General features: G+C 71.7%; 18 protein-coding genes and 1 pseudogene. 8 read left to right on the forward strand and 11 right to left on the reverse strand.

All coding sequences use genetic code 11. The annotated features are described in order from the left end of the window. The first annotated feature begins 1 nt into the window (after position 1). The 5 genes from ACZ6MZ_RS16960 to ACZ6MZ_RS16980 all read left to right on the forward strand — a co-directional run bounded on the left by ACZ6MZ_RS16960 (position 2) and on the right by ACZ6MZ_RS16980 (position 5,273). Positions 2-700, forward strand: coding sequence for an NADPH-dependent F420 reductase (locus tag ACZ6MZ_RS16960; RefSeq protein WP_469352631.1), 699 nt, complete (start codon positions 2-4; stop codon positions 698-700). 200 nt (positions 701-900) lie between these two features. After that, positions 901-1,737 (forward strand): class I SAM-dependent methyltransferase, encoded by an 837-nt coding sequence (locus ACZ6MZ_RS16965; RefSeq protein WP_469352633.1) that lies wholly within the window; start codon positions 901-903, stop codon positions 1,735-1,737. Next, complete coding sequence (locus ACZ6MZ_RS16970) at positions 1,734-2,798, forward strand: pyridoxal-phosphate dependent enzyme (protein WP_469352635.1); 1,065 nt, start codon at positions 1,734-1,736, stop codon at positions 2,796-2,798. Before ACZ6MZ_RS16965 ends, ACZ6MZ_RS16970 begins: the two co-directional genes overlap by 4 nt. Continuing rightward, the gene (locus ACZ6MZ_RS16975) at positions 2,795-4,033 is read left to right on the forward strand and encodes an ATP-grasp domain-containing protein (RefSeq protein ID WP_469352637.1); all 1,239 of its coding nucleotides are present in this window, start codon (positions 2,795-2,797) and stop codon (positions 4,031-4,033) included. Before ACZ6MZ_RS16970 ends, ACZ6MZ_RS16975 begins: the two co-directional genes overlap by 4 nt. Continuing rightward, positions 4,023-5,273, forward strand: coding sequence for an MFS transporter (locus tag ACZ6MZ_RS16980; protein ID WP_469352639.1), 1,251 nt, complete (start codon positions 4,023-4,025; stop codon positions 5,271-5,273). Before ACZ6MZ_RS16975 ends, ACZ6MZ_RS16980 begins: the two co-directional genes overlap by 11 nt. 292 nt (positions 5,274-5,565) lie before the next feature. Here the strand turns inward: ACZ6MZ_RS16980 and ACZ6MZ_RS16985 are convergent. Together ACZ6MZ_RS16985 and ACZ6MZ_RS16990 are read right to left on the reverse strand one after the other, a co-directional pair. After that, a pseudogene (locus ACZ6MZ_RS16985) lies at positions 5,566-6,144 on the reverse strand (sigma-70 family RNA polymerase sigma factor); the annotation flags it as partial. Between the two features lie 184 nt (positions 6,145-6,328). Continuing rightward, complete coding sequence (locus tag ACZ6MZ_RS16990; RefSeq protein ID WP_469352640.1) at positions 6,329-7,003, reverse strand: hypothetical protein; 675 nt, start codon at positions 7,001-7,003, stop codon at positions 6,329-6,331. 275 nt (positions 7,004-7,278) lie between these two features. Between ACZ6MZ_RS16990 and ACZ6MZ_RS16995 the strand changes: the two genes are divergently transcribed. Then, on the forward strand, positions 7,279-8,253 hold the full coding sequence (locus ACZ6MZ_RS16995) for a ferric reductase-like transmembrane domain-containing protein (RefSeq protein ID WP_389791585.1): 975 nt from the start codon (positions 7,279-7,281) through the stop codon (positions 8,251-8,253). 23 nt (positions 8,254-8,276) lie between these two features. On the opposite strand, the gene ACZ6MZ_RS17000 is transcribed toward ACZ6MZ_RS16995, so the two are convergent. Together ACZ6MZ_RS17000 and ACZ6MZ_RS17005 are read right to left on the reverse strand one after the other, a co-directional pair. Continuing rightward, positions 8,277-9,119 carry an oxidoreductase gene (locus tag ACZ6MZ_RS17000; protein ID WP_389791583.1) on the reverse strand — a complete coding sequence of 281 codons (843 nt, stop codon included), beginning with the start codon at positions 9,117-9,119 and terminating at the stop codon, positions 8,277-8,279. A 61-nt stretch (positions 9,120-9,180) separates the two neighbouring features. Further along, the gene (locus ACZ6MZ_RS17005; RefSeq protein WP_469352642.1) at positions 9,181-10,050 is read right to left on the reverse strand and encodes an aldo/keto reductase; all 870 of its coding nucleotides are present in this window, start codon (positions 10,048-10,050) and stop codon (positions 9,181-9,183) included. A 416-nt stretch (positions 10,051-10,466) separates the two neighbouring features. On the opposite strand from ACZ6MZ_RS17005, the gene ACZ6MZ_RS17010 reads away from it, so the two are divergent. Continuing rightward, positions 10,467-11,789, forward strand: coding sequence for a CAP domain-containing protein (locus tag ACZ6MZ_RS17010; protein ID WP_469352644.1), 1,323 nt, complete (start codon positions 10,467-10,469; stop codon positions 11,787-11,789). 26 nt (positions 11,790-11,815) lie between these two features. Here the strand turns inward: ACZ6MZ_RS17010 and manD are convergent, their stop codons facing one another. The 4 genes from manD to ACZ6MZ_RS17030 all read right to left on the reverse strand — a co-directional run bounded on the left by manD (position 11,816) and on the right by ACZ6MZ_RS17030 (position 16,162). Then, on the reverse strand, positions 11,816-13,036 hold the full coding sequence (manD, locus tag ACZ6MZ_RS17015; protein WP_469352646.1) for a D-mannonate dehydratase ManD: 1,221 nt from the start codon (positions 13,034-13,036) through the stop codon (positions 11,816-11,818). 95 nt (positions 13,037-13,131) lie between these two features. Next, positions 13,132-14,016 (reverse strand): carbohydrate ABC transporter permease, encoded by an 885-nt coding sequence (locus ACZ6MZ_RS17020; RefSeq protein ID WP_469352648.1) that lies wholly within the window; start codon positions 14,014-14,016, stop codon positions 13,132-13,134. Then, on the reverse strand, positions 14,013-14,984 hold the full coding sequence (locus ACZ6MZ_RS17025) for a carbohydrate ABC transporter permease (RefSeq protein ID WP_384193153.1): 972 nt from the start codon (positions 14,982-14,984) through the stop codon (positions 14,013-14,015). Before ACZ6MZ_RS17025 ends, ACZ6MZ_RS17020 begins: the two co-directional genes overlap by 4 nt. Continuing rightward, a complete protein-coding gene (locus ACZ6MZ_RS17030; protein WP_469352928.1) occupies positions 14,984-16,162 on the reverse strand; it encodes an ABC transporter substrate-binding protein in 1,179 nt (392 codons plus the stop codon). Before ACZ6MZ_RS17030 ends, ACZ6MZ_RS17025 begins: the two co-directional genes overlap by 1 nt. On the opposite strand from ACZ6MZ_RS17030, the gene ACZ6MZ_RS17035 reads away from it, so the two are divergent. Continuing rightward, positions 16,152-16,328 carry a hypothetical protein gene (locus ACZ6MZ_RS17035; protein ID WP_384193170.1) on the forward strand — a complete coding sequence of 59 codons (177 nt, stop codon included), beginning with the start codon at positions 16,152-16,154 and terminating at the stop codon, positions 16,326-16,328. The two genes, ACZ6MZ_RS17030 and ACZ6MZ_RS17035, sit on opposite strands and share 11 nt — an antisense overlap. A gap of 160 nt (positions 16,329-16,488) precedes the next feature. Here ACZ6MZ_RS17035 and ACZ6MZ_RS17040 read toward each other — a convergent pair whose 3' ends face one another. From ACZ6MZ_RS17040 to mptB, 3 genes are read right to left on the reverse strand one after another with little or no spacing between them, the layout of a single operon-like run. After that, positions 16,489-17,280 (reverse strand): FadR/GntR family transcriptional regulator, encoded by a 792-nt coding sequence (locus ACZ6MZ_RS17040; RefSeq protein ID WP_389791572.1) that lies wholly within the window; start codon positions 17,278-17,280, stop codon positions 16,489-16,491. After that, a complete protein-coding gene (locus ACZ6MZ_RS17045) occupies positions 17,217-18,557 on the reverse strand; it encodes a glycosyltransferase 87 family protein (protein ID WP_469352650.1) in 1,341 nt (446 codons plus the stop codon). Before ACZ6MZ_RS17045 ends, ACZ6MZ_RS17040 begins: the two co-directional genes overlap by 64 nt. Next, positions 18,554-20,056 carry a polyprenol phosphomannose-dependent alpha 1,6 mannosyltransferase MptB gene (gene mptB / locus ACZ6MZ_RS17050; protein WP_469352652.1) on the reverse strand — a complete coding sequence of 501 codons (1,503 nt, stop codon included), beginning with the start codon at positions 20,054-20,056 and terminating at the stop codon, positions 18,554-18,556. Before mptB ends, ACZ6MZ_RS17045 begins: the two co-directional genes overlap by 4 nt. Between the last annotated feature and the right edge of the window lie 103 nt (positions 20,057-20,159).

Genomic DNA, 20,159 nt, shown 5'->3' on the forward strand with positions numbered 1-20,159 from the left:
TATGAGCACTCTCGGACTGATCGGCAGTGGCAACATCGGCAGCACTCTCGCGCGGCTCGGCACAGCCGCCGGGCTGGAGGTGGTCCTCAGCAACTCCCGGGGGCCCGAGACCCTGGCCGGCCTGGTGGCGGAGCTGGGGCCGCGGGCGCGCGCCGCGACCCCCGCGGAGGCGGCGGCCGCCGGGGACTGGGTCGTGGTCACCGTCCCGCTGAAGAACTACCGCCAGGTGCCGGTCGCGCCGCTGGCCGGAAAAGTCGTCCTCGACACGAACAACTACTACCCCGAGCGTGACGGGCGGATCCCCGAGCTGGACGCGGAGGAGACCACCACCAGCGGGCTGCTCCAGCACCATCTGCCGGACTCCCGGGTCGTCAAGGCGTTCAACAACATCTTCTTCAAGCACCTGGCCGCGCTGGCACGGCCGGGCGGGGCGGCCGACCGGTCGGCCCTCCCGATCGCGGGCGACGACCCCGAGGCGAAGGCCGCCGCCACCCGGCTGCTCGATCTCCTCGGCTACGACACGGTCGACGCGGGCACCCTCGCCGACAGCTGGCGCTTCCAGCGCGACACCCCGGCCTATGTCGTTCCGTACGCGCGCAACCAGCAGGGGCCGGGCATCGACATGAACGACCCGGGAGCGAGCGCCGGCGCCGCGTCGGTGCGCGCCGCCCTCGCCGCGGCTATCCGTCCCGCCGGCTGAGCTGCCGTACGACCCCTGTCCCGCTGTCCGGATCCACCGTGGTCCGGGCGGCGGGGCTTCGTCCTCCTCGTGCTTCCCCGGCGCGGAACTCGCGTCCAACTCGCCGGGAACCCAGGGCGGTTGACAGCCGACTACTGACACGAGGCAAGTGACGGAGCGCGTCCCAGGGGCCGTTGGGGCTCAGATGGAGGGCAGCCGGTGTGCGGTGGTACGAGGACGACTCCCTCTGGTCCGACTTCGCACCCACGATGTTCTCCGCCGACCGGGGCGAGGCGGTCGCCGGCCTCGTGGAGACATCACCCCTGCTGGACTTCCCGCCCGGTGCCCGGGTGCTCGATCTGTGCTGCGGCCCCGGCCTCTTCCTTCTCCCGCTGGCCCGCCGTGGGTACGCCGTCACCGGGGTCGACCTCAGTCCTTCCATGCTCGACCGGGCGCGGACCGCGTGCGCGGAGGCCGGCGCCGACGTACGGCTTGTCCGGGCGGACATGCTCGAATACGCCGAACCCGGCTCCTTCGACGTCGTACTCAACGTGTTCACGTCGTTCGGCTACTTCGACGATCCGGACGACAATCTGCGGGTGCTGCGCAACGCGCACGCGTCCCTCGCCCCCGGCGGGCGGCTCCTGGTGGATGTGATGGGCAAGGAGGTCCTCGCGGGCTGGATCGGACGCCCGCAGGCCGTGGATCTCCCGGACGGTTCGTATGTCGTCCAGCGTGATGTCGTCTTCGACAGCTGGCGGCGGCTGCGGACCGACTGGACGCTGGTGCGCGGCGCGAGCGCGCGTACCGCCTCCCTCACGTCCTTCCTCTACAGCGCCGCCGAACTGCACGATCTGTTCGTGGCGGCCGGGTTCACCGACGTGGAGTGCTTCGGGGGCTTCGACGGCGCCGCGTACGACCAGCACTCCCGTCGGCTGATCGTCCGGGGGACGAAGAAGTGTGACTCGGTAACCGGAGCTCAGGAGGATCGGTCAGTCATGTCGCCGCACCACGAGTTCAGCAGCCTGCCGCCCGGGACGCGGGGTGCCCTGCGATGAGCGCCCCGACCACCCCGGCCGTCGCCCCGGCCCGGATACACGAACACATCACCGACGCGATGAAGGCCCCGGATCTGATCCGGCTGAGCGGCAATGTCGTGCTCGCCCGCTTCGAGACGATGAAGGTGTACGCGGCGCTCGGCGCCGTCCGTACGCTGCTGCGGCGCGGCCGCATCGTTCCCGGCCAGACGCTCATCGACAGTTCGAGCGGCATCTACGCGCTGGCGCTCGCGATGGCCTGCCACCGTTACGGGCTGCGCTGTCACATCGTGGCGTCCACGACGGTCGACGCGGTGATGCGTGCCCAGCTGGAGGTGCTGGGCGCGACGGTCGATCAGATGCCGCCGTCCCAGAGCCTGCGGCTCGACCAGGAGCGGCGGGTGCGGCATGTACGGCAACTGCTGGCCCGGCGGCCGGACTTCCACTGGATGCGGCAGTACCACGACGTGGTGCACTACGCGGGCTACCGGGAGTTCGCCGATCTGGTCACCGAGGCGCTGCCGGGCAGTGAGCTGACCGTCGTCGGCGCCGTGGGCACGGGCGCGTCGACCGGCGGGCTGGTGCGGGCGCTGCGCGGATCGGGGCGCGCGGTGCGGCTGGTGGGGATCCAGCCGTTCGGGAGCGTCACGTTCGGCAGCGAGCGCTTCAGCGATCCCGAGGCGATCATCGCCGGCATCGGCAGCTCCATCCCCTTCGGCAATGTCCGGCACGATCTGTACGACACCCTTCACTGGGTGGACTTCCGCCATGCCATGGCCGGCGCGGTCGGCCTCCTGCGGGAGCACGCCGTCTTCGCCGGGCTCTCCACGGGGGCCGCGCATCTGGTCGGCTCGTGGGAGGCGGAGCGCGACCCCGGCCGGCTGCATCTCGTCATCGGCGCGGACACCGGACACCGCTACGCGGAGCGGGTGTTCGCCCGGCACGCCGAGGCCCTGGACCCGCGCACCGTACGCCCGGAGCGGATCCACACCCTCGATGATCTGCGTCCCCCGTGGTCGGTGATGGAGTGGGCCCGGCGCTCCCATCCGCAATCCGTCGTGCCGGCCGAGGAGTCGTCGTGACCATCGCCGCGCTGGAATCGCTGTCCTTCGGGCTGGCCCGGATGGCCGCCGCCGCGTCCGACGCCGGGCACCGGCTGTCTCTGCTCACCTGCGACCGGTCCGTGTACCGGCACGAACTGGACACCCTGCCGGACGGCGCGCTGTCCGTGATCGATGTCGACACCTTCGACACGGCCGCGACCCGGCGCGCGCTGGCCGCCCTGCCGGATCTGGCCGGTCTCATCAACACCACGGACACCTGGAGTCTCCCGGCCGCCGATCTCGCGGCCGAATTCGGGCTGCCGGGGCCGGACCCGGACGCGGTACGGCTGCTGCGCGACAAGGCACGCGTCCGCGATCTGCTGTACCGCCGCGGTCTGAGCAAGGGCCCCGCCGTGCCGGTCGAGCCGGCCGGCCAGGACCTGGACGGCGCGGCCGAGGTGCTCCGTACGATCGGTCTGCCGGCCGTCCTCAAGGACTCGGCGGGCACCTCGTCCCGCAATGTCTGGGTGGTCAGGGACGAGCGGGCGCTGCGCGCCGCGCTCGCCGAGGCAGGGCGGTGCGTCTTCGCCGGCGAGCTGTTCGCGGAGCCCTTTCTCGCCGGGCCGCTCTACAGCGCGGAGACACTCAGCTGGGACGGGGACATCCGGTTGCTGGGCGTGCTGAGCCGGCAGACCTCGCGTGAACCGGCCGTACGGGAGGAAGCCGCCGCGTTCCCCGTGGCGCTGCCCCGCGGTGAGCTGAGCGAGATCGAGCAGTGGGCCGGCGCCGTCCTGCGCACGGCCGGTCATGACAGCGGATTCGCCCACGTCGAGTTCATTCTCACCGCCGAGGGCCCGCAGCTGGTGGAGATCAACCGGAGGATCGGCGGGGCGCTGGTCGGGGAGGCGCTGTGCCGCTCCCTGGAGACCAATGTGTACGAGGCCATGATCGACACCGCGCTCGGACGCCGTCCCCGGCTCATGGACGCCGCGCTCGACCACACCGGTCCCGCCAGCGGATTCGTGCTCGTCCACCCGGACCGTCCGGGCGTCCTCGCGGGCTGGCACGGGCTGGACGGACTCGGGGCGTACCCGGGCGCGGTGCGCTGGTACCCGACCAAGGCGCCGGGCGACGAGATACGCAGCGTGGACGATCAGCGTGGCTGCACCGGAATCGTGCTGGCCCAGGCGGCGACGGCGGAGCTCGCTCTGCACCGGGCGGCGAGCGCGGCGGGGAGTGTGCGTCCCGTCCTCGTGGCCGACGGTGGGCCGTGAGCGCGGGACCGGAGCCGGCGGCCGGCGGCCGGCAGGTCCGCGGCTGTTCCTGCTGGCCGGCTCGTTCCTGATCACCCTGGGCAGCTTCGCCGTCCTGCCGTACATGTCGGTGCTTCTGCACCAGCGTCTCGGGCTCGGCCTCGGCACGGTCGGTGCCGTGCTCGCCGTCGCCTCGCTGGTGCAGTTCTCCGGCGGGGTGGTGGGCGCGGCGCTGGCTCAGCGGATCGGGCTGCGGTCCACGATGCTGGTGGCGCTGGCCGTGCGTACGGCGGGGTTCGCCGCGTTCCTGCCGGGGCTGGAGAGTCCGGCGGTCGCGGTCGGCGCGCTGTTTCTGGTCTCGTGCGGGGCGGCGCTGTATCTCCCCGCGAACAAGGCGTATCTGGTGGCGGGGGCCGACGAGGCGGAGCGGCCCCGGCTGCTGTCCGCGAGCGGTTCGGCGTTCAACGCGGGCATCGCGCTGGGGCCTCCTGCGGCGGCGCCGTTCGTGCTGGGTTCGCCGGGGGTCCTGTTCGCCGGTGTGACCGTGCTGTTCGCCGTCGTCGGGCTCGGGCATGCCGTGCTGCTGCCCGCGGTCCCGGTCACGGGCCCCGCCCCGGCCGGCGGGCCCGACGCGCCTGCCGCGCGTCCCGGCGAGGGGGTGCTGCCCTTCACGGTCACCGTCGTGAGTGTGTACGTCTTCATGTTCTTCCAGCACTATCTCGCGGTCTATGCCGTCCCCCGTACGTCGGCGTCGTTCTACGGCGTCGTACTGATGGCCTACGCGTGCCTCCTGGTGATCGCGCAGCCGGCGCTGTCCCGGTGGATCGCCGGGCTCTCCTACCGGCGGGCGATGCGGGTGGGATTCGGCGCGATGGCCGCGGGGACGGCGGTCACCGGCCTCGGTGGGCACGCGGGCATCGGCGCGGGCGCCGCGCTGATCTGCCTGGGCGAGATCGTCCTCTTCCTGAAGAACGATCTGGAGGCGCTGGCCCGGTCGTCCGCCGCGCTGGCCGTGGTCTTCGGCCGGCAGCGGCTGGCCGCCGGAATCGGCGCGTTCGCCAGCGGAGTGATCGGGGGTCAGCTGTACGGGGCGGCCGAAGGGGCTGGAATGGAGCGGGGCTTCTGGCTGGCGGTGTCCCTCCAGTGTCTGGTGCTGCCCGTCCTGCTGATCCCGCTGGCGCGGCGCGGGTACGCCGGCTTCCGCAGCCGGTCCGGGGACGGGCTCCCGGCCGGGCCCGCCGGTCCGCGCCGTCCTCGATGACGGCGCGGACCGGGGCACGGACCGGCGCGCGAACCGGGGCCCGGACCAGGGCGCGGCGTTACGCCGACGGGGTGCGGACCAGGTCCTGTCCGGTCGATCTTCGTGGATCAGCCCGCGGCGTCTGGTGCGGTACATCGCAAGGCGGAGGATCGTCCTCGTACTGGACGTACTTGGACGACTCCGACAACGCGGCGAGGTGCCGTGCCGGGCGTCGCGGGCCCGCGACGATCGGCCGGACAGGACCTGGCGGTAGGGACAGCGCCGGGCCGGGCACGAACCGGGGGTCCATGTCCGCCTGCCACACCGCGGCGAGGTCGCGTCTGGCCCGCGCGACGCGGGAGCGGACCGTACCGACCGGGCAGTCGGCGACGCGGGCGGCTTCCACGTAGGACAGGCCCAGCAGCTGGGTCAGCACGAACGCCTGCCGGCGCGGCGGGTCCATCGTGTCCAGCGCGTCGAACACCGCGACGGTCTCGTCGAAGCCGGGCAGATGGCGCGGCTGGGCGCGTTCGGCCGCCAGCTGCCAGTCCGCGGTGTCGGCAACCCGGGGCCGGGCGGCGGCGCTGCGGTAGCGGTCGATGACGACGCACCGGGCGATCGACAGCAGCCAGGTACGGGCGCAGGACCGGCCGGCGAACTTCGCCAGGCTGGTCAGAGCCCGCAGATAGGTTTCCTGCGCCAGGTCGTCGGCCCCGGGCACATCGGCGCTCAGATGGGCGACGAACCGCCGTACGTCGTCGTAGGTCGCGCGGACGAAACGCTCGGCGGCCTCCCGGTCACCGCCGCCCGCGGCCAGGGCCCACGCGGTGATCTGCGTATCGTGGCCGTCGGATCTGACTCTGCGTAAGTTCGTTGTCGGAGCAGGGGACATCGCACACGGTCCTTCGCGTCCTCGCGGAGCCGCGCCGTCGTGGCGCGAGCCCCTCCTTGACCGGCTCCCGCGGCGCCGCCGCGGGCCACCGGTAGGCCTGTGAACAGGCACGCGCACGTGCCTGAGCGGACCTTCGGCCACGGCCGGGCCCGGCAGGGCGCCGGAGACGGGACGGAGCGGAAGGTCAGGGACAGGACGGCAGAAGGGGCGGACCGCGGCGAGAGGTGCCGTGCGCCACGACGCGATGGCGCAGACGGCGACGAGGCCGGCGCGGAGCGCGGATCCGCGGCCGTGGTGGCGGCGATCCGGTGTGGGACAGCATCCGCCGGGCCAGCCGCAGCGGGGCACAGACGAACAGCGCGAGCGAGCGGCCGAGTTGGAGGACCGCCGTCTCCCCACGCCACAGCCACCATCCGCACAGCAGTCCCGCGACCATATGGGCCACGGCCATGCCGGACGTCAGGGAGTGGCCGTCGTAGGCCATCGCGAGGGCCATGAGATCGGCAGGACCCTCGCCCATGCCCGGGCCGGTGTGCGCCGCCGCCATACCGGAGTGGCCCTCGCCCGGCATGGAGATCGCCTTGGACCCACCGCTGTGCGGCAGACACAGGTGGATCCAGCTGAACAGGGCGTGCAGGAACACCTGTCCCGCCGCGCTCACGCCGGCGACCACCAGGGCGCCGCGCCGCCGCCCCGCCAGCCACCATCCGGCGCCGCCCGCCGCGACCAGCGCGAGGGCCAGGGCCGGCCAGGGCAGCGGAGCCCCTGACTGGAGCGCGTGCCCGAGTCCGGACACCGCTACGCACACGGCCGCGAAGACCACGGCGCGTGTGAGGCGGAATGCGGGCCCGGCTCTCATGGGCGTCATCGTGTCACCCGTGACGGAGCATCGGAAAAGAGCTGCCGATCCGGATACGTCGACGGTTCGCCCGCTATAGGACGACAGTCAGATGATGTGATCCATGTCACATGGAGGCGCGGGGAACTTTCCCGGTACGGGGCCCGACTCCTCGGATAACGCGCCTCGTTGGATCCGCACGCTCACACGCTCACACGCCCGCACACCCGCACACTCGCCGACCCGCATGCCCGCGCACCCGCCGACCCGCCGACGCCATCGAGAAGGCCCTTCAGATGAAGCCGTCCCCCGCGCCCGCCGCCCCCGAACCGGCCAGCCGCCCCGATTCCGCCACCGGCCGGCAGCAGCCCCGGCCCACGCTCAGGTCGGATCTGAAGGCATCCATACCCGACGGTCTCATCGCCCTGGTGGTGACCGCCGCCGTATTCGCCCTTCTCTACGCCCGTATCCGCGCGAAGACGTCATCAACCGTGTCCGTCATGCCGTTCATGGCGGACGCGGGGGGCTTCTGGATGTACTTCCTCAGCCAGGCGTTCGGCTGGGCGGCCCTCCTGTGGGCCTGGACCACGGTCCTGCTCGGGCTGCTGCTCTCCGGGCCCCGCCCGGCGTGGCTGCCGCTGTCCGGCCCGCGCCTGGAGCGGCTGCACCGCACCACGAGCCTCAACACGATCGCTCTCATCGCCGCCCATGCCCTGCTGTTCGCCGCGGAGTTGGTGCGCCATGACACCGCGCGCTGGAATTCCCGGCTGTACACCGCCTTCGTCGAGGCGTTCGTACCGGGCGGCTACGACTCGGGTACCGGCCAGATCGCCATGCCGCTCGGGCAGGCCGCCCTCTATCTGGCCGTTCCGCTGGGACTGCTCTTCTACATCAGGCACCGCATCGGCCCCAAGACCTGGCGCGTCCTGCACCGCTTCGTCATCGTCGTCTACGTCCTGAGCGTGTGGCACACCCTCCTGTACGGAACGAACGTCTGGTACGACGGCTGGTTCCGCACCAGCGTCTGGCTGCTGCAACTGCCCATCGCCGCGCTCCTGCTCGTACGGCTGCTGCGCCCGGCACGCCGCTCCGAGCGCCTGTCCAGGCCCAGCGCCCACACCGGCTCGGGCACGGGCTGGGGCCTGCGCCTCGGCGGGCGGCTCGCCGCGGCCGGGATCGTCGCCGCGCTTCTCGCCGTCGTCCTCAGCGGGAACGACGGGGGGCGCTCGGTTCCCCCCGCCGACACGTCATCGACCCACAATCACGACTGAGCCGGAACGGAGGGCAGCCGTGCTCAGGCGGCGGTCGCGTCGTGGTCCGTGGAGAGGGAGAGCCCCCGCCAGGCCGCCAACTCGTCCCGTACGAAATCGAGTTTGGCCTCCACCCGGGCCACCGCGTCCGCCCCGAGCTGCACGCGCAGCGGCGCGGCCGGGTCCTGTCCGAGCCCGACGATGATGCGGGCGGCCTTGACCGGGTCGCCGGGCTGGGCGTGGTTGCCCTCGGCGGAGGCTTCGCGAGTGGCTCCCGCGCTCGCCGCGTAGTCGGGGAGGGCGGTCTCCTCGGTGTGCAGACTCGACGCGTCGAGGAAGTCGGTACGGAAGCGGCCCGGCTCGACGATCGTCACCTGGATGCCGAGAGGGGCCAGTTCCTGCTGGAGGGCCTCGGAGAAGCCCTCCATGGCGAACTTCGTCGCGGCGTAGACGCCCCAGCCGGACCCCGCGGTGAACCCGCCGACCGAGCTGATGTTGATGACATGCCCGGAGCGCCGGGGGCGCATCACCGGCAGAACGGCGCGCAGGACGTTGAGCGAGCCGAACACATTGGTGTCGAACACCGAGCGCGCCGCCCCGTCGGAGATCTCTTCGACGGCGCCCAGTACGCCCCGGCCCGCGTTGTTGACCAGGACATCGATCCCGCCGAAGCGGTCGACGGCCGCCCGCACCGCCGCGTGTGCCTGCTGCTCGTCCGTCACGTCGAGCGGGACGCTGAGCAGCGCGTCGCCCACGTCGGGGAACGCGGCGTGCAGCGCGGCGGTGTCGCGCGCGGTGGCGGCGACCTGGTGTCCCTGGACGAGCGCCTCCCTGGTGATCTCCAGACCGAATCCGCGCGAGGCTCCGGTGATCAGCCATGTGCTCATGGCGGCTACCTCCTTGCTGGGTCCTGCCGTCTCCTGAGGTGTGCTGCTGATTCCTGCTGGGTCAGTCGGCCGCGCGGGAGAGCGCCGCGTATTCGTCGTCGGTCAGTTCCAGGGTCGCGCCCTTGATGTTCTCCTCCAGGTGGGCCACCGACGAGGTGCCGGGGATCGGGAGGATGACCGGCGAGCGCCGCAGCAGCCAGGCCAGCGCGAGCTGCGAGGGGGCCACCCCCCGGCCGGCCGCCATCTTCGTCAGCGGGCTGTCCGCACCGGCCAGGGCGCCGGTGGCCAGCGGGAACCACGGGATGAACGCCATGTCGTGCGCCTGCGCGTGCTCCAGCACGTCCTCGGCGGCCCGGTCGGCGAGATTGAAGCGGTTCTGTACGGAGACGATCCGCGCGGTCTTCCCGGCCTCCACCACCTCGGGGACGGAGACCTCGCTCAGCCCGATGTGCCGGATCTTGCCCTCGCTCTGCAGCGCGGCGAGCTCGCCGACCTGCTCCGCGAGCGGCACCTTCGGGTCGACGCGGTGCAGCTGGAGCAGGTCGATGCGCTCCAGGGCGAGGTGGCGCAGATTCAGCTCGACCTGCTGACGCAGATACTCCGGGCGCCCGACCGGCTGCCAGATGTCCGGCCCGGCGCGGGTCAAGCCGACCTTGGTGGCGATCACCAGCTCGTCGGGGTACGGGTGGAGCGCCTTCTTCAGCAGGAGATCGGCCGTGAAGGGACCGTACGAGTCGGCGGTGTCGATGAAGGTGATACCCAGCTCGACGGCGCGGCGCAGGACCTGTACGGCTTCCGCCGGATCCTTGGGGTCTCCCCAGATGCCGGGGCCGGTCAGCTGCATGGCGCCGTAGCCGAGCCGGGTGACGGGCAGATCGCCGCCGAGAACGAAGGTGCCGGACGCGCGGGCGGGCTGCAGGGTTACGGGCATGATCATGCTCCTAAGCGAACTGTACGTTCAGTTTGCTGAGGAGGCAGCGCGATGACCGGGCGGTTCGTTCCGTCGCGCGTTCTTGCGGCGCTGCCGGCGCAGCCGTCGTCACCGGAGCCCGACGCTCCGCGACCGGGGCGATGACGCGAGGTCTCGTGCCCGGCCCGGCGGGCTCCTTGCCGCACTCCTCGGGACCGCTCACTGTCCTGGCGGTCTTGGCTTCATGCCCGTCCGAGTCTATCGGCTCGGTGTGACGTACTCCACGGGAAGCGGCCCCGGCGCGGGGCGGACGCCGTCGGGAGCCACCGGAATCACCGTGGGCGACCGCCGTGCGGAACCGCCGCGCCCTCCCGCGACGTTCACAGGGCAGCACCGCACACGGCCGGTGCTGTTCCCGGGCCGGACGGGCGGTGGCGATGCGCGAGTTGGTTCCCGGCGGGAATCTGCCCCTGCCGGACGTGGCGCTGTCGCTCCAGGTGCCGGGGCCGTTCGATCTCTCCGTACTCATCACCGGCGACAGCGGGAAGGTCGCCGGTGACGGCGATTTCGTGTTCTACAACCAGCGCTCCGCTCCGGGCGCCCGGCTGCACGCCGGCGGCGCCGGCATCGACCCGCGGCGGCTGCGGGCCGGCGCGAGCCGGGTCACCGTGGCCATCAGCCCCGCCGACCCCGGCACTCCCCTCGGCCGCCTGCCGGTCCCGACGCTGACCGTTACGGGCGAGGGCGTGGGCGTCCTCGCCCGGTTCACGCCCGCGCGGCCGACGCACGAGACGGTCCTGCTGCTGGCGGAGATCTACCGCCGCGGCGCCGCGTGGAAGCTGCGGGCCCTCGGTCAGGGGTACGCGGACGGGCTGGCCGGCGTCGCCTGCGACTTCGGCGTCGATGTCACGGAGGAAGCCACCGCTCCCCCAGCGCCTCTCCCCGCGCCTCTTCCCCCGCCGGCCGCCCCCGCGAGCGGTACGGAGGCCGGATTCGCCGCACTCGTCCGGGCCGAACGGCTCAGGGCCGGCTTGCCTCCCGTGACCATGGAGAGCCGGCTCTCGGCCGCGGCGCGGGCGCACGCGGCGGTCATGGCGGAGCAGCGGCGGCTCAGCGCGGAGAGCCCCGACGGAATCTCCGTCTTCCAGCGGATCACCGCCGGCGGCTACCGCTACCTCCGTATCGAACAGCAGCTGGTCTCCGGCCCCCGTACACCGGGGGAGTTCATGGACTACTGCCTGACCGCCGAAGCGACCCGGGGCCCGCTGTACGACGCGGCGCTGTCCGACGCGGGAATCGCCCATGCCGTCGACGCCCGCTCCGGCGGCTTCTACTGGACGGCGCTGTGGGCCCGCCCCTTCACCGCGGACGGCCTGCTGCGCACCACCGCCGAGGTGCTCGCCCTCACCAACGCCGCACGCGCCGCCGCCGGACTGCGCCCGCTGGCCGGCGACGCGCGGCTGGCGGCAGCGGCGCAGGCCCACAGCGCCGACATGGCCGAGCGTGCCTTCTACGCACACACCTCGCCCGAGGGCAGCGCGCCCTGGGACCGGGCGGCCGCCGCGGGGTCGGGGCACCGGTCCATCGGCGAGAACATCGCCTGCGGCCAGCGCACCCCCCGCGAGGTGGTCCAGGGCTGGATGGACAGCCCCGGCCACCGGGCGAACATCCTCGGAGAGGACTTCACCCACCTGGGAGTCGGCTTCGCGGGCGGCGGCCCGGCGGGCACGTACTGGACCCAGCTCTTCGGCCGGTCCTGACGCTCCCCGTCCTCACCACACGGCGGTCACCAGTCGTGGACGGTGCCGTCCAGGAGGCGGTTGACCGGCAGGTAGGCGGCCTCGTATCCGTGAGCGGCGGCGAGGTCCTCGTCGAGTTCCACGCCGATGCCCGGCGCCTCGCCGGGGTGCAGATATCCGTCGGTGAAGGTGTACGCGTGCGGGAACACCTCGTCGGTCAGCGGCGTGTACCCCGCGTATTCCTGTATGCCGAAGTTGTGGATCGCCAGATCGAGGTGGATGGCGGCGGCCATACCGACCGGTGAGATGTCCTCCGGCCCGTGGATGGCGCTCTTGATCTGGTGCTGCGCGGCGAAGTCGAAGAGCTTCTTCAGCGGCGAGACACCACCGAAGTGGGTGACCGCGGAGCGCACGTAGTCGATCAGCTTCTCGCTCACGAGCGTCTGATAGTCGTATACGGAGTTGAAGACCTCGCCGATCGCGAGCGGCGTGGTCGTGTGCCGGCGGACCAGGCGCAGACCGTCCTGGTCCTCGGCGGGCGTGCAGTCCTCCAGCCAGAAGAGACGGTAGGGCTCGAGGTCTTTGCCCAGCTGCGCCGCCTGGATCGGCGTCAGACGGTGATGGGCGTCGTGCAACAGGGGCAGCTCGGGCCCGAATTCGTTGCGGACCGCCTCGAAGACCGTGGGTATGTGCCGCAGGTAGGCCGCGGTGTCCCAGTCCTCCACCACCGGACGGGCCTGCTGGTGGGGCACGACGGCGGCCCCGGCGGGGCCGGCGCTGTGATGGACGCCGTATACGGTCTTCAGGCCCGGGATGCCCGTCTGTATCCGGATGGCCGGGTAGCCCTCGGCCATCCGGGCACGGATCGAGTCGAACAGCTCGGGGATGTCCTGCCCGTTCGCGTGTCCGTAGGTTCCGACGCGCTCGCGGCTCGCGCCGCCGAGCAGCTGGTAGAGGGGAAGGCCGGCGGCCTTGGCCTTGATGTCCCACAGGGCGACGTCAACGGCGGCGATGGCGGCCATCGTCACGGGGCCGCGGCGCCAGTACGCGCCCCGGTACAGCGACTGCCAGGTGTCTTCGATGCGGTGCGGATCGATGCCGACGAGCAGGGGTGCCACGTGGTCCTGGAGGTAGCTGGCGACGGCGAGTTCCCGCCCGTTGAGCGTGGCGTCGCCGAGACCGGAAATGCCTTCGTCGGTCGTTATCTTGAGGGTGACGAAGTTACGGCCGGGGCTGGTGACGACGACCTTCGCGTCGACGATCTTCATGAATACGCTCTTCCTGGCTTGCGGTGCGAACAGTGGACGGCGGTGGGGAGAGGACAACGGGGCGGACGGGCGGCCCGGCTGTCGTGGGCGGTGGTTCAGCCCTTGGAAGCACCTGAGGTCAGCCCGGCCACGAGGTACTTCTGTCCGAGGAGTGCGGCGAGGAGGACCGGCAGCGTGATGAGGGTGGCGGCGGCCATCAGGCCACCCCAGTCCGTGCTCGCGTAGGAGATGAAGTTGAACAGCGTCACGGGCACGGTCTGGGTGTGCTCGTCCGCGAAGATCAGCGCGAACATGAAGTTGTTCCAGCTGAAGACGAACGCCAGCAGGGACGCGGTGGCGGTGCCCGGCGCCGCGAGCGGAAGCGAGATGCGCCAGAAGGCGCCGAACGCGGACAGTCCGTCCGTACGCGCGGCCTCCTCCAGCTCGACCGGCAGGCCCTCGAAGAAGCTGATCATGATCCACAGGATCAGCGGGACCGAGACGAACATATGACTGAGGACCAGCACGGTGTAGGAGCCGACCAGGCCCGCCTGCGCGAACACGTAGTACCAGGGGACGAGCAGCGAGATCGCGGGAATGATGCGGGCCACCAGGATGAGGGAGCCGGCGCGGCGCATCCGGAACCGTCCCACCGCCCAGGCGGCCGGTACGGCGATGATCGCGGAGAGCACGGTGGACGCGAGGCCGACGATCAGGGAGTTGCCCATCGACCGGAGGATCTGGCCGGCCTCCAGGACACTGCGGAAATTCTCCAGCGTGGGAGAGAACCACAGCCCGACGCTCGGATCGGTCACCTGGACGTTCGTCTTGAACGCCGCGGCGAACATCCAGATGACCGGCAGCGCGAAGATGAGCGCCACCACGGTGATGGCGATTCCCCGCAGCCAGGACCAGTTCCTGCGCCTGCGGCCACGGACGGACGCGGGCGGGCGCGGACCGGTGGTGGTCCCCTGCGGGGAGGAAGAGACGGTGACGCTCATGCGGACTTCCTTCCGGCGCGGCGGCGGAGCAGGACCACGACGCCGATGATGAAGAGCGTGAACAGGACCAGGACGGCGGAGGCGAGCCCGTATTCCTGGTAGTCGAAGGTGAGGCCGTAGGCGTAGACGTTGAGGGTCTCCGCCTCGAAGTCCGAACCTCCGCCGGGGCCCTTCGTGGCGTACAGGATGTCGAAGGTCTTGAGAGCGTCGACGGAGCGCAGCACGAGAGCGGTGGCCAGCGTGGGGCCGAGCATCGGCAGGATGACGTAACGGAACCGCTGCCAGCTGTTGGCACCGTCGACGAGGGACGCCTCTTCTGGCTCCTCCGGGAGCGTGGTCAGGCCGGCGAGCAGGAGCAAGGTCATCATCGGTGTCCACTGCCAGACGTCGATGAACATCAGGGTGGGCAGCGACTGGCTCACCGAGCCGAGGAACTCCTGCGGGGGCAGCCCGAGGGAGCCGAGCAGGTGGTTGGCGATGCCGTTGGTGGGGTCGAGGATGAGCAGCCAGAGGATGCCGATCGCGACCGGTGTGGTGAGCAGCGGAATGATGAGGACCGTGCGCACCCAGCGCATGCCGCGGAACGGCTTGCGCATGAGCATCGCCAGGGCGAGGCCGAGCACCGTCTCCACCACCACGGCGCCGACGGTGAAGATCACCGTGCGCTGGACGGCGGGCCAGAAACGGCGCGAGTCACCCAGCGCGTCGGCGAAGTTCCGCAGGCCGACATAGCCCTTCTCGGCGTTCACCGCGCCGAAGGCGTCGGTGAAGCTGAGGTTGAGGGTGAAGACCAGCGGAAAGATGATCATCAGACCCACGAAGATCAGCGCCGGTGCGAGCATCGCCCACTTCAGACGCCGGTTGGCCTGCTCGAACGTCCGCGGGGTCCGGGCCCGGGGGCCCCGTACGCCCGGGGCCGCGCCGGCCGGTCGGCCGGGTGCCGTCGTGGAGACCTCGGTGGTGGACATCAGGACTCCCGGTGGCGGTTGTCGCGGACAAGGAAATCGGCGAACTCGGCGTCGGCGTCGCGGACGACCGGCTCCACGGAGTCGCCGAGGATCCCGGCTACCAGCGGACGGCCGATGATGTCCCGCGCCCGGCCGACCTGGAGGACCGAGGGCCGGTCACGGCCGACGCCCCGCTCCGCGTTGAGCCGCATGGCCTCCGCCAGCTCCGGCGGGAACGTGGCGAGCGTCTTGGCGTCCGACCACGCGGACTGGCGGGCGCTGGGGATTCCCGCCGCCTGGAGTTCGGCCGCCATCTCGGGGCCGGACGCCCACTGGATGAACTCCCAGGCGTCGTCACGCAGCAGGGAGAACTCATTGATTCCCAGACTCCACGACGGAATGTTGTGCGGCCGGGAGCCGGCCGGACCGGCCGGGAACGGGGCGAAGCCCACGGTCTTGCCCACGGTCGAGATCTTCGGGTCGAGGAAGTTGCTGTAGACGGCGTCGGCGTCGATGAAGAACGCCGCCTTGCCCTGGGCGAAGACCGGCAGGGCCTGTTCGAGGCTCATGTTGGTGGCACCGGGCGGACCGGCCCGTTCGAGCAGCTTGCCGTAGTACTTGTACGCGGCGAGCGCTTCCGGCGTGCCGATACCGGACTTTCCGTCGACGACGAAGTCACCGCCGAAGGAGTAGAGAAAGCTCGACCACTGGGTGACGGCGCCGCTGCGCTGTCCCCGCCCGACGTAGCCGAAGAATCCCTTGTCACGCTTGGTGAGGTCCAGCGACATGGCCATCAGGTCGTCGAGCGTGCGGGGCGGACCGCCGAGACCTTCGACCAGGTCCTTGCGGTAGTAGAGGGCCGGGCGTTCGGTCACCACCGGCACACTCAGGACCTTGCCCGCGGTGACCGACGCCTCGCGCGGGGCCTGCTGGAAGTCGGACCAGTCGTACGCCGGGTCGCTCTCGACCCGGTCGGTGAGATCGGTGAGCCAGCCGTTGTGCCCGAAGACCAGCTGCTCCTGGAGCGCCCGGACCATCATGACGTCGACGTCGGTGGCGGAGGCGTTGAGTTTGACGTTGTAGCTGCTGGCGAGCTGGTCCGCGGTGAGCAGGGCCATGGAGACCTTGCGTCCGATCCGGTCCTCGAACTCGCTCATACGACCTTTGATCGCCTGTGACCAGACGTGGTTGATCGCCATGATCCTGAGCGGTGCGTCCGGGGAGGCGGTGCGACCGCGGGTCGAGCAGGCGCTGAGCGACGCCACGCCCGCCGCGGCCGCGACACCGGCGGCCAGCTTGCCGAAAGAGCGCCGGCTGAGAAACTGGCTGCTCGTGGACATCGTTGTCCTCGTCTTTCTGATGTGATGCGTACCGATTTAACTGGTCCAACTGGTAGGACCAGATGGACCGTAACAGCAGACATCGCGCCCTGACCAGCCTGGGACGTCCGACATCACCCGACGTAAACGGGCACGCCACGGAGAGCCAGGTCGGTTCAACCGGGGGAGAAATTAGGGCATTACGGTCAGTTCTGACCGCGGCCGTGCGGCTCGCCGAGCAACGTCTCGATGTGCTGACGCGCCATCACGTTCACATTGAGATCGAGATCCGGACCGTAGGTACGCAGGCCAAGGGTGAGATGCTCACGCATGCGCTCACAGGCCAACTCGACATCGCGCGCCACGATCGCCTCGAAGATCTCGGGGTGGTGCGGAGTGCCCGGCTCGCCGATCGACGGATCGGAGTTCGAGCGGAGCATCATCTCGAACATCATCCCGCTGATCGACGACAGCATGATCCGGAGTACGGGATTGCCGCTCGCCGCCGCGATGGCGTCATGGAAGTCGACGTCCGCCTGGGCCTTGCGGACAAAGTCGGTCGCCGTCTCCAGCGCGTCCCTGGCCGCCCGGATCGCGGAGATGTCCTCCGCCGTCGCACGCGCCGTCGCCAGCCTGACGGTCTCCACCTCGAGCGGGACACGCGCCTCGATGAGCTGGCGGACCGTGGGCCGCCCGGCGCGGTACAGCGCGTCATAGTTGCGCGCCTGCTGGGACGTCTGCTCGCACACGAACGACCCCCGGCCCGGCGCGACCTGGATCAGGTGCTGGGCCTCCAGCCGCCGCAGCACCTCGCGCACCACATTCCGGCTGGCGTGGAACTGGACGGCGAGCTCGCGCTCCGAAGGCAGCTTGGCCCCCACGGCGATCTCTCCGGACCGGATGTCGTGCTCCATCTGACGCGCGATGCGCTCGGTCAGGAGCCCGCGCTGGGCGGGGGGTGCGACACGGCCCGACTGCGAGGAAGGGGCAGCTGGCATGTTGAGGAGGATACAGGCCGAATGTCTGACCGAAGAGCCGTTCGGTCCACGCCCCTCCCCGCCCGCCGGGCCGGCGCCGACCCGCGCCGGGGAACGGAACTGATCCGCCGGCCGTACCGTCCCGGTCGTACGAGCAGCAGTCCGAGGGTGATCCAGACGTAGGTGTTCGCGCCGAGGACGGCATCGGCGCCGGTCGAGTCCCACCGCCACAGCCAGACGACGCTGCTGCACAGGACCACGTACACCGCGGCGCACAGCGCGAGCGGCAGCCGGCGCTCCCGGTGGCCGCGGCGCAGCGCGGTGTCCGTCAATACGACAAGGGCGGGGATGAGCCAGACCAGATGATGGACCCAGGTCACGGGCGAGACCAGGCAGGCGGCCAGGCCGGTCAGGGCGAACCCGGCCCGGTCGTCGCCGTCGTCGCGGACGGCCGCGCGGGCGCGGTACGCCCAGAGCGCGAGGACCGCCAGGACACACACCAGCCACAGCGCCCGGCCGGGATGGTCGGGCTGGAGGCGGGCCAGTACGCCTTGCAGCGACTGGTTGGAGACGTAGCTGAGCGAGCCGACGCGGTCGGTGTTCCACAGGGCGTCGGTCCAGAAGGTCCGGGAGGCCGCGGGGTCGGCCAGGGCGGCGAGCAGCGTGGCGGCGCCGGCCGTGCCCGCCGCCACGCCGGCCTGCCGTCTGCGCCCGGTGATCAGCAGATAGCCGATGAACAGCGCGGGCGTGAGCTTGATCGCGGTCGCGAGGCCGATGCCGATGCCCGCGTAGCGGCCGCGCCCGGTGGCCAGCAGCCGTGCGTCGGCGAAGACGAGCGCGACGAGCAGCAGGTTCACCTGGCCGAAGCTGAAGGTGTCGCGGACCGGTTCGAGCAGGGCGAACAGGCAGCCCGCCACGACGAAGGCGAACCACCGGCACCAGCCTTCGCGCCGGATGACCGGGCCGGCCAGCCAGTGCAGCAGCAGCGCGGAGGCGACGACGCTCAGCGCGATGCTGATCCCGACGGCCACGGGCCAGGAGACCAGGGCCATCGGCAGCATGGACACCGCCGCGAAGGGCGGGTAGGTGAAGCCGTACGTCGTGCCGGGGCGGAGATAGTCGTAGATCCCGCCGCCGTGGTGAACCCAGTCACCGACCGTGCCGTAGTAGACACCGACGTCGAAGAAGTCCCGGTGCAGGGGCACGGTGGCGAGGAAGACGGCGGTGGCCACCACCAGGCACACCGCCACGCTCACGCGTCTCGGGGGCGTCGCCAGGACGCGGCGCGGCCACCTCATGACAGGGCCCCCGTCCGGGCGGGGAGGGTTCCCGGTTCCGGCATCCGGAGCATCCACCACAGGGCGAGCAGGGCGAGCGCGCCGCCGGTCACCGCGAGCGTCAACTGCGTCCCGTCCGGCGGGGATCCGCTGGGCAGCAGGCCCAGGGCGAGGATCCCGCTGCCGGCCGCGGCCCAGCGCCGTACGCGACCGTCGGGCGCGGCCGCGGCGATCAGGAACAGCCCCCACAGCGCGTACCACGGCCGGAACGCCGGTCCCAGTACGAAGACCGCGAGCAGGGAGAGCGCCAGCGCGTAGACCGGGCCGAGGGCCTTCCCTGAGGCTCCCGCCCCGGCCCCGGCCCCAGCCCCGGCTCCGGCGATGAGCGGCCGGACAGCACCCGGGCCCGCCCGGCGCAGCCAGAGCAGGGCGACGGCCACGGCGGTGGCCAGCAGGCCGAGCCGGCGCCACGCCGGTACGGCCAGGTCGGCGAGCCCGCTCCCGGCGGCGTCCAGCAGCGCGCCGCTGAGCCGGCCGAGCCCGCTGGTGAGCGACCAGTTGTCGGGCGAGACAGGGGTGGCGAGGGCTCCGAGCCAGCCGTAGCCCGTGCCGGCCGCCGCCGTCACCACGGCGGTGGTGGCCAGCGCGACGGCACAGGTCAGCGTGGCGGCTCGGACCGTACGGGCCCGGCCCGTGAACCGGGCCGACCACAGCGCGGTCACCGCCAGCAGGCCCAGCGCCGCGGGCGCCTTCACCAGTGCGGCGAGCGTGATGAGGACCGCGGCCCTGGCCGGCCACCCGCCGAGCGCCGCCACGAGTCCGGCCCCGAGCAGCCCCAGCATGAGGGCGTCGTTGTGGGCTCCCGCGACGAGGTGCAGCAGCACGAGCGGGTTGAGCGCGCCCAGCCAGAGGGCGGCGGACGGTTCGACGCCGCAGCGGCGGGCGAGCGCGGGCAGAAAGGCGATCATCAGCGCGACACCGAGCAGCGCGACGAGCCGCATGCCGAGTACTCCGGTGGGCACGTCGACGCGGGCGAGAGCGGCGACCTTCGCGGCGACGGCGAGGAACACCGGGCCGTACGGGGCCGGGGTGTGCTGCCATACCGGCGCCACCTCGGTCGCGAGCGGCCCGCCCAGATGCGCCGGGCCGTGGGCGTACACGTCGATCCGCGCGTCGACCATCGCCCCCTGCGCGAGATAGCTGTATACGTCCCGGCTGAACAGCGGCGGCCCGAGCAGCAGCGGCGCCGCCCATACCGCGAGGGTGGTCAGCAACTCGCGCGGAGCCGGCGGCCGGGGGCGGCGCACCGCGCGGCCCAGCCACCACCAGGCCGCGATCAGCAGCACGAGTCCGAAGTACGCGAGGACCAGGCCCAGTGCGGCGCGTCCCGACGAGGGAAGGAGCGCTTCCCCTACCGGCAGCGCGCCCGCGGTCAGCCCGCCGGCCATGAGCGCGACGGACCCCGCGAGCCCCAGTGTCCTGCAGCGGTACGGGTCCACATCAGCGTTCAGGGCGAGCATCTGTGGAGGCTCGCAGGAGGGGGTGGCCGGAAGACGACGTCGCCACCACGCTCCGGTGGCAGACACGTATCCGCCGCCTTAAGCCAGGTGGGCCCCGGATCGG

Source organism: Streptomyces sp. NPDC042201 (genome assembly GCF_055582185.1).

Excerpts from the sequence above, each read along its gene's own strand:
- ACZ6MZ_RS16960 (WP_469352631.1), top strand. The coding sequence starts at position 2 with ATGAGCACTCTCGGACTGATCGGCAGTGGCAACATCGGCAGCACTCTC.
- ACZ6MZ_RS16970 (WP_469352635.1), top strand. The coding sequence starts at position 1,734 with ATGAGCGCCCCGACCACCCCGGCCGTCGCCCCGGCCCGGATACACGAA.
- ACZ6MZ_RS16990 (WP_469352640.1), bottom strand. The coding sequence starts at position 7,003 with ATGAGAGCCGGGCCCGCATTCCGCCTCACACGCGCCGTGGTCTTCGCG.
- ACZ6MZ_RS16995 (WP_389791585.1), top strand. The coding sequence starts at position 7,279 with ATGAAGCCGTCCCCCGCGCCCGCCGCCCCCGAACCGGCCAGCCGCCCC.
- ACZ6MZ_RS17000 (WP_389791583.1), bottom strand. The coding sequence starts at position 9,119 with ATGAGCACATGGCTGATCACCGGAGCCTCGCGCGGATTCGGTCTGGAG.
- ACZ6MZ_RS17005 (WP_469352642.1), bottom strand. The coding sequence starts at position 10,050 with ATGCCCGTAACCCTGCAGCCCGCCCGCGCGTCCGGCACCTTCGTTCTC.
- ACZ6MZ_RS17010 (WP_469352644.1), top strand. The coding sequence starts at position 10,467 with ATGCGCGAGTTGGTTCCCGGCGGGAATCTGCCCCTGCCGGACGTGGCG.
- manD (WP_469352646.1), bottom strand. The coding sequence starts at position 13,036 with ATGAAGATCGTCGACGCGAAGGTCGTCGTCACCAGCCCCGGCCGTAAC.
- ACZ6MZ_RS17020 (WP_469352648.1), bottom strand. The coding sequence starts at position 14,016 with ATGAGCGTCACCGTCTCTTCCTCCCCGCAGGGGACCACCACCGGTCCG.
- ACZ6MZ_RS17025 (WP_384193153.1), bottom strand. The coding sequence starts at position 14,984 with ATGTCCACCACCGAGGTCTCCACGACGGCACCCGGCCGACCGGCCGGC.
- ACZ6MZ_RS17030 (WP_469352928.1), bottom strand. The coding sequence starts at position 16,162 with ATGGCGATCAACCACGTCTGGTCACAGGCGATCAAAGGTCGTATGAGC.
- ACZ6MZ_RS17040 (WP_389791572.1), bottom strand. The coding sequence starts at position 17,280 with ATGCCAGCTGCCCCTTCCTCGCAGTCGGGCCGTGTCGCACCCCCCGCC.
- ACZ6MZ_RS17045 (WP_469352650.1), bottom strand. The coding sequence starts at position 18,557 with ATGAGGTGGCCGCGCCGCGTCCTGGCGACGCCCCCGAGACGCGTGAGC.
- mptB (WP_469352652.1), bottom strand. The coding sequence starts at position 20,056 with ATGCTCGCCCTGAACGCTGATGTGGACCCGTACCGCTGCAGGACACTG.